Below are 5,783 nucleotides of genomic sequence, written 5' to 3'. Positions count from 1 at the left end.
GCACCGCCCGCACCGCCCGCACCGCCCGCACCGCACGGTCCCGAAAGGACGAGCTCTGTGCTCACGTCGTACGCAGCCCACTTCGACACGCCCGCCGGGTACCTCGACTTCGCACGGTTCGGGCCGCCTTCCCGGGACGCCGTGGCCGCCACCGCGCGAGCCATGGAGGAGTCGGCCCGCGCCGACCACACCACGGTGGACGGCCTGATGCGGGCGGAAGGGGCCGCCCGGGACACGGCCGCCCGCCTGGCGGGCACCGACGCCGAGCACACCGTGCTGCTCCCGAACGCGTCCACCGGTCTGTTCCACGCCGCTCTCGGCATCCGGGAGGGCGTAGTCCTCGCGCCGCGCACCGACTTCCCCGCCAACCACTACCCCTGGCGCCGCACCGCGCACCTGGGCCGGGCCACGCCGCGCTGGCTCGACCCGGAGCCCGGCGGCGGGGTCACCCCGGATCTGGTCCGCGCCGCGCTGAGCGACGACGTCGTCGCCGTGTCCGTGAGCGCCGTGGACTTCCGCACCGGCTTCCGTGCCGACCTGGCGGCGCTGCGCGAGGCGATCGGACCGGACCGGCTGCTGATCGTGGACGCCATCCAGGCGTTCGGAGTGGCCGAGATGCCCTGGGACGCGGCCGACGTGCTGGTCGCGGGCGGTCAGAAATGGCTGCGCGCGGGTTGGGCCACCGGCTTCGCGACACTGTCCGACCGCGCGCTGGAATCCCTGGAGCCGGTCCTCACCGGCTGGACGGGTGTCGAGGACGTCGGCCTCTTCGACGGGTCGGAGCACCCGCCCGCCCCGGACGCGCGACGGTGGTCGATCACCAATCTCAGCCCGGTGACCGCCGCCGCGTTCGCGGCCGCACTGGACCTCGTCGAGCGGCACACCGTCGCGGCGATCGAGGCCGCGATCGCCACGCGGATCTCCGAACTCACCGAGGTCGTCAGGGGCTTCGGCGGCCGTGTCCTCTCCCCCACCGATCCGGCGCGGCGTGCGGGCATCCTCTCCTTCACGATGCCGGACCACGATCCGTCCCTCGTCGCGAAAACGTTGCACGCCGAGGACGTCACGGCGACGGTGCGCACCGACTCGCTCAGGCTCTCCCCGCACGCCTCGACCCCGCCGGAGGCGTCCGAACGGGTCGCCGCCGCACTGTCGTCGCTGCAGAGCTGAACCCGCCGGCGCCTGCCGGAGCCGGATTACAGCGCGCGTTCCAGCCGGTCCGTCATCAGCTTGACGAACCGAGCCGGCTCCTTCGGCTGGCCGCCCTCGGCGAGCACCGCCAAACCGTGCAGGAGCTCGGTGGTCTCAGCGAGCTCCGTACGGTCCTCGCTGTCCTTGTATGCCTGGTTGAGGCCCTTCACCAGCTGGTGGTCCGGGTTGAGCTCCAGGATCCGCTTGGCGCGGGGTACCTCCTGACCCATGGCGCGGTACATGTTCTCCAGGGCCGGGGTCAGATCGTGCGCGTCGGAGACGATGCAGGCCGGGGAGACGGTGAGGCGGGAGGACAGGCGCACCTCCTTGATGTCCTCCTCCAGCTGCTCCTTCATCCAGCCGAGCAGTCCGGCGTACTCCTCGGTCTGCTTCTCCCGGTCGCCGTCGGAGGTGTCCTCCTGCTCGGTGTCGAGGTCGATCCGCCCCTTGGCGACGGACCGCAGCTTCTTGCCCTCGTACTCGCCGACGGCGTCGGCCCACACCTCGTCCACGGGGTCGGTGAGCAGCAGCACCTCGATGCCCCGGGCCCGGAACGCCTCCATGTGGGGGGAGTTCTCGATGCCCTGCCGGGACTCGCCGGTCAGGTAGTAGATGGCCTCCTGCCCGTCCTTCATCCGCTCCGCGTACTGCTCGAGCGTGGTCGGCTCGGTGTCGTGGTGCGTGCTCGCGAACGACGCGACGGCGAGGATCGCGTCGCGGTTCTCGGAGTCGGTGATCAGTCCCTCCTTCAGGACCGGGCCGAACTCTCGCCAGAAGGTGTCGTAGCGGTCCCGGTCCTTGGTCATCATGTCCTTGACCGTGGACAGGACCTTCTTCGTCAGCCGCCGCCGCATCATCTCGATGTGGCGGTCCTGCTGGAGGATCTCGCGGGACACGTTGAGCGAGAGGTCCGCCGCGTCGACGACCCCCTTGACGAAGCGGAGGTACGGCGGCAGCAGCGCCTCGCAGTCGTCCATGATGAACACGCGCCTGACGTACAGCTGCACGCCTCGCTTTCCGTCCCGCGCGAACAGGTCGTGGGGAGCGTGGGCGGGCAGGAACAGCAGGGCCTGGTACTCGAAGGTGCCCTCCGCCTGGAGCCGGATCGTCTCCAGCGGGTCGCGCCAGTCGTGGCCGATGTGCTTGTAGAGCTCGTGGTACTCGTCCTCGGACACCTGGTCGCGCGGCCGCGCCCACAGCGCCTTCATGGAGTTGAGCGTCTCGGGTTCCGGCGCCCGGTCGCTCTCGCCGGCTGCGGCGGAATCCTCGGGCAGCATCCGGATGGGCCAGGTGATGAAGTCGGAGTACCGCTTGATGATCTCCCTGATCTTCCACGGGGAGGTGTAGTCGTGGAGCTGGTTCTCCGGGTCGGCCGGCTTGAGGTGGAGGGTGACCGAGGTGCCCTGCGGCGCGTCGTCGACCGTCTCCAGCATGTACGTGCCCTCGCCGCGCGACGACCAGCGGGTGCCCCGGCTCTCGCCGGCCCGCCGGGTCACCAGGGTCACCTCGTCCGCCACCATGAACCCGGAGTAGAACCCGACGCCGAACTGGCCGATGAGCCCCTCCGCCCCGGCCGCGTCCTTGGCCTCCCGCAGTTCCTGGAGGAACTTCGCGGTGCCCGAGTTGGCGATGGTGCCGATGAGCTGCCCGACCTCGTCGTACGACATCCCGATGCCGTTGTCCCGCACGGTGAGGGTGCGGGCGTCCTTGTCGATGTCGATCTCGATGTGCGGATCGGACACGTCGGCGTCGAGCGAGTCGTGCCGCAACTTCTCCAGGCGCAGCTTGTCCAGCGCGTCGGAGGCGTTGGAGACCAGCTCACGCAGGAAGACGTCCTTGTTCGAGTAGACCGAGTGGATCATCAGCTGCAGCAGCTGACGGGCCTCCACCTGAAACTCAAACGTCTCGGTCGGCATGTCCGCGAACTCCTCACATGTCCCTGTCGTCGGAACTGACGGCAGCCACTCTAAAACACGACATCAGCGGTCATGGTCGGCCTTGACACCACGTCAGGAAGCCCTGTCCGGTTTCGGCGGGCGGCCTTGCCCGAGGCCGTGCGGCGGCCTCTCCCGCACCGCCGCTCCGGGAGTCGTGGCGGACGGCTTCGCTACAGGCCGACGTCACGAGTGCAGATGTCCTCCAGCGACTCACGGCGGACCAGGAGCCGGGCACGGCCGTCGCGTACGGCGGCGACAGGCGGGCGGCCGACCAGGTTGTAGCCGGACGCCATGGACAGGTGGTACGCCCCTGCCACCGGTACGGCGAGCAGGTCGCCCGGGCGTACGTCGGCGGGGAGTTCCGCGTCGGCCGCGAGCACGTCGCCCGCCTCGCAGTGCCGGCCCACCACGGTCACCCGGGCCCGGTCCGCGGTGCTGTGCCGGCCGATGAGGCGGGGTGCGTACCGGACGCCGTACAGGGCGGGGCGCGGGTTGTCGCCCATGCCCCCGTCGACCGCCACGAAGACATGGGTGCCCGCGTGCTTCACGGCGAGGACGCGGTACAGCGCGATCCCGGCGGGCCCCACGATCGCCCGGCCCGGTTCGACGATCAGGCGGGGCACCGGCAGACCCGCCGTGGCGCAGGCGTCGGCCAGTTCGGCGCGGACCTTGCGGGCCAGCGACGTCAGGTCCAGGGCCCGCTCGCCGGGGCGGTAGGCGACGCCGTGGCCGCCGCCGAGGTCGAGTTCGGGCAGGAGCAGGCCGTGCTGTTCGTACAGGCGGGCCATCAGGCCGACCAGGCGGCGCACGGCGACGAGGTACGGCTTGACGCTGGTGATCTGGGAGCCCAGGTGGCAGTGCAGGCCGGTGAGTTCGAGCTGCCGTTGGTCGAGTATGCGGGCTATGGCGTGCTGGGCGTAGCCGTCGGCGATCGACAGGCCGAACTTCTGGTCGTCCGTGCCGGTGCGGATCTTCTCGTGGCCGCCGGCGCTGATACCGGGGACGACTCGGACCATCACCTTCTGGTGCCCGTCCGGGCCTACGGCGGCAGCCAGTCGCGCGATCTCCGAGGAGCTGTCGATGACGATGCGTCCGACGTTCAGGCGCAGGGCGGCGTCCAGGTCGCGTGGGGACTTGGCGTTGCCGTGCAGCACGATCCGGTCCGGCGGGAAGCCGGTGGTGACGGCGAGTTCCAGTTCGCCGGCGGAGCAGACGTCGAGCCCGAGGCCCTCCTCGTCCATCCAGTGGGCCATGGCCCGGCACAGGAACGCCTTGGCGGCGTAGAGGATCTCGGCGTCGGGGAAGGCGTCCCGGTAGGTGCGGCAGCGGTCGCGGATCTCGGCCTCGTCGAGGACGTAGACGGGAGTGCCGAAGCGGTCGGCGATCTCGGCGAGCGGCACGCCGCCCACGGAGATGTCGCCGCGCAGGGGCTCGGTGGTCGAGGCGGGCCACACCGACAGCTCGGCGGTTGTGGTGGGGGCGGTGGGTTCGTGCACCGTGGTCATCGTGTCCGCCCCTCTCAGGAGGTCCGCAACGCGGGGGTGGGTGCCGATGTGGGGACCGCGGACGGGACGGCGGTGACCGGCGCGGGAGCCGGGGCGGTGAACTGCGGGTCCACCGTGACCGTGCTGACGCCCAGCGGGGCGGTCAGCGCGCGCAGGGCCGGCTCGGCGAGACGGATCCACGCCTGCTCGGCGCCGAGCGTGGCGGTCAGCCTGCGTTCCGAGGTGAAGCCGACGGCCGTACGGTCGCCGAGCGGTGTACGGAAGAGCCGGACCGCACACCCGAAAGGACCCGGCCGGACCGGTACGTACAGGGGTCCGGCCGGGAACCGATCGGAGGGCTCGGGGTCGTCGCCGTACATGAGCTCTGCCATGGCGGCCTCCTGAAGGGCCTGAGCCGTGCACAGTCGCGCACGGAGAAGTGGGTCTGGAAGGCCCCGGAGGCGGGGAGGCGAACCGGGGCTCGCCTCGACGTTATGCCCGGTGCACCCGTGCCTCGGGAGCGCCCTGATACGACGCTGACGGTGATCCGGAGCCATTTGACGTGATGCTGACGCGCCTCGTCGACGGGGACGGGAGCGCCTTCGAGGCGTTCACGGAAACCACGGCGAGACCCACGAGACGCTCGCCGGGCGGCACCCGGTCGGCCGGCTGTCCGGCGGGGTGCCGCCCGGCTCGATACCGCCGGGCGGCGGTATCGAGCCGCCGACTGCCCGGCGGAAGAAGCGGAGCTGAGGAAGCGGAGCTACCGAAGAAGCCGCGTCACTTGAGCTCGGTGTCGAGCCACTCCAGCACGTCCGGTGTCACCGGGTCGGCGATGTCCGCGAACTCCTGGTGCTTCCCGAGGAATCCCTTGACGTAGGGGCAGACGGGTACGAAGCGCTTGCCCGCCTGCCGTACATCGGTCAGGGCCTCGCGCACCAGCCGGGAGGCCAGCCCCTGTCCCGAGAACGCGTCGAAGATCTTGGTGTGGTAGAAGACCCGCTGTCCTTCGCCGCGGTCACGGTAGGCGGTGAAGCCGGCGAACTCACCGTCCACCTGGATCTCGTACCGGTGCCGGTCCGGGACGTTCCGGACGGTCGGGGAAGCCTGGTCCTGGTCCGTCATGACACGTCCTTCGCAGCCGGGGCGGGGTTCTTGCGGGGGGTGAGGG

General features: G+C 70.9%; 5 protein-coding genes. 1 reads left to right on the top strand and 4 read right to left on the bottom strand.

Translation table 11 applies throughout. The features are described 5' to 3' along the window. Nucleotides 1-57: 57 nt before the first annotated feature. Nucleotides 58-1,170 (top strand): aminotransferase class V-fold PLP-dependent enzyme, encoded by a 1,113-nt coding sequence (locus tag BZY54_RS43320; protein ID WP_086730852.1) that lies wholly within the window; start codon nucleotides 58-60, stop codon nucleotides 1,168-1,170. A gap of 26 nt (nucleotides 1,171-1,196) precedes the next feature. On the opposite strand, the gene htpG is transcribed toward BZY54_RS43320, so the two are convergent. The 4 genes from htpG to BZY54_RS43300 form a co-directional block, all read right to left on the bottom strand. Beyond that, nucleotides 1,197-3,107, bottom strand: a complete 1,911-nt coding sequence (gene htpG, locus BZY54_RS43315) for a molecular chaperone HtpG (RefSeq protein ID WP_086730851.1) — start codon at nucleotides 3,105-3,107, stop codon at nucleotides 1,197-1,199. A 191-nt stretch (nucleotides 3,108-3,298) separates the two neighbouring features. Then, complete coding sequence (gene lysA / locus BZY54_RS43310; protein WP_086730850.1) at nucleotides 3,299-4,633, bottom strand: diaminopimelate decarboxylase; 1,335 nt, start codon at nucleotides 4,631-4,633, stop codon at nucleotides 3,299-3,301. Nucleotides 4,634-4,647: 14 nt separating this feature from the next. Continuing rightward, nucleotides 4,648-5,004: an SAV_915 family protein gene (locus BZY54_RS43305; protein ID WP_086730849.1), complete on the bottom strand. Its 357-nt coding sequence runs from the start codon at nucleotides 5,002-5,004 to the stop codon at nucleotides 4,648-4,650. Between the two features lie 388 nt (nucleotides 5,005-5,392). After that, a complete protein-coding gene (locus BZY54_RS43300) occupies nucleotides 5,393-5,737 on the bottom strand; it encodes a GNAT family N-acetyltransferase (RefSeq protein ID WP_086730848.1) in 345 nt (114 codons plus the stop codon). Nucleotides 5,738-5,783: the final 46 nt, after the last annotated feature.

The organism is Streptomyces carpinensis (assembly GCF_002154505.1).
Taxonomy (GTDB): domain Bacteria; phylum Actinomycetota; class Actinomycetes; order Streptomycetales; family Streptomycetaceae; genus Streptomyces; species Streptomyces carpinensis.
The sequence above is the reverse complement of the archived record's forward strand: the minus strand, read 5'-3'. Positions and strand labels throughout refer to the sequence as shown.

Excerpts from the sequence above, each read along its gene's own strand:
- lysA (WP_086730850.1), bottom strand. The coding sequence starts at position 4,633 with ATGACCACGGTGCACGAACCCACCGCCCCCACCACAACCGCCGAGCTG.
- htpG (WP_086730851.1), bottom strand. The coding sequence starts at position 3,107 with ATGCCGACCGAGACGTTTGAGTTTCAGGTGGAGGCCCGTCAGCTGCTG.
- BZY54_RS43300 (WP_086730848.1), bottom strand. The coding sequence starts at position 5,737 with ATGACGGACCAGGACCAGGCTTCCCCGACCGTCCGGAACGTCCCGGAC.
- BZY54_RS43305 (WP_086730849.1), bottom strand. The coding sequence starts at position 5,004 with ATGGCAGAGCTCATGTACGGCGACGACCCCGAGCCCTCCGATCGGTTC.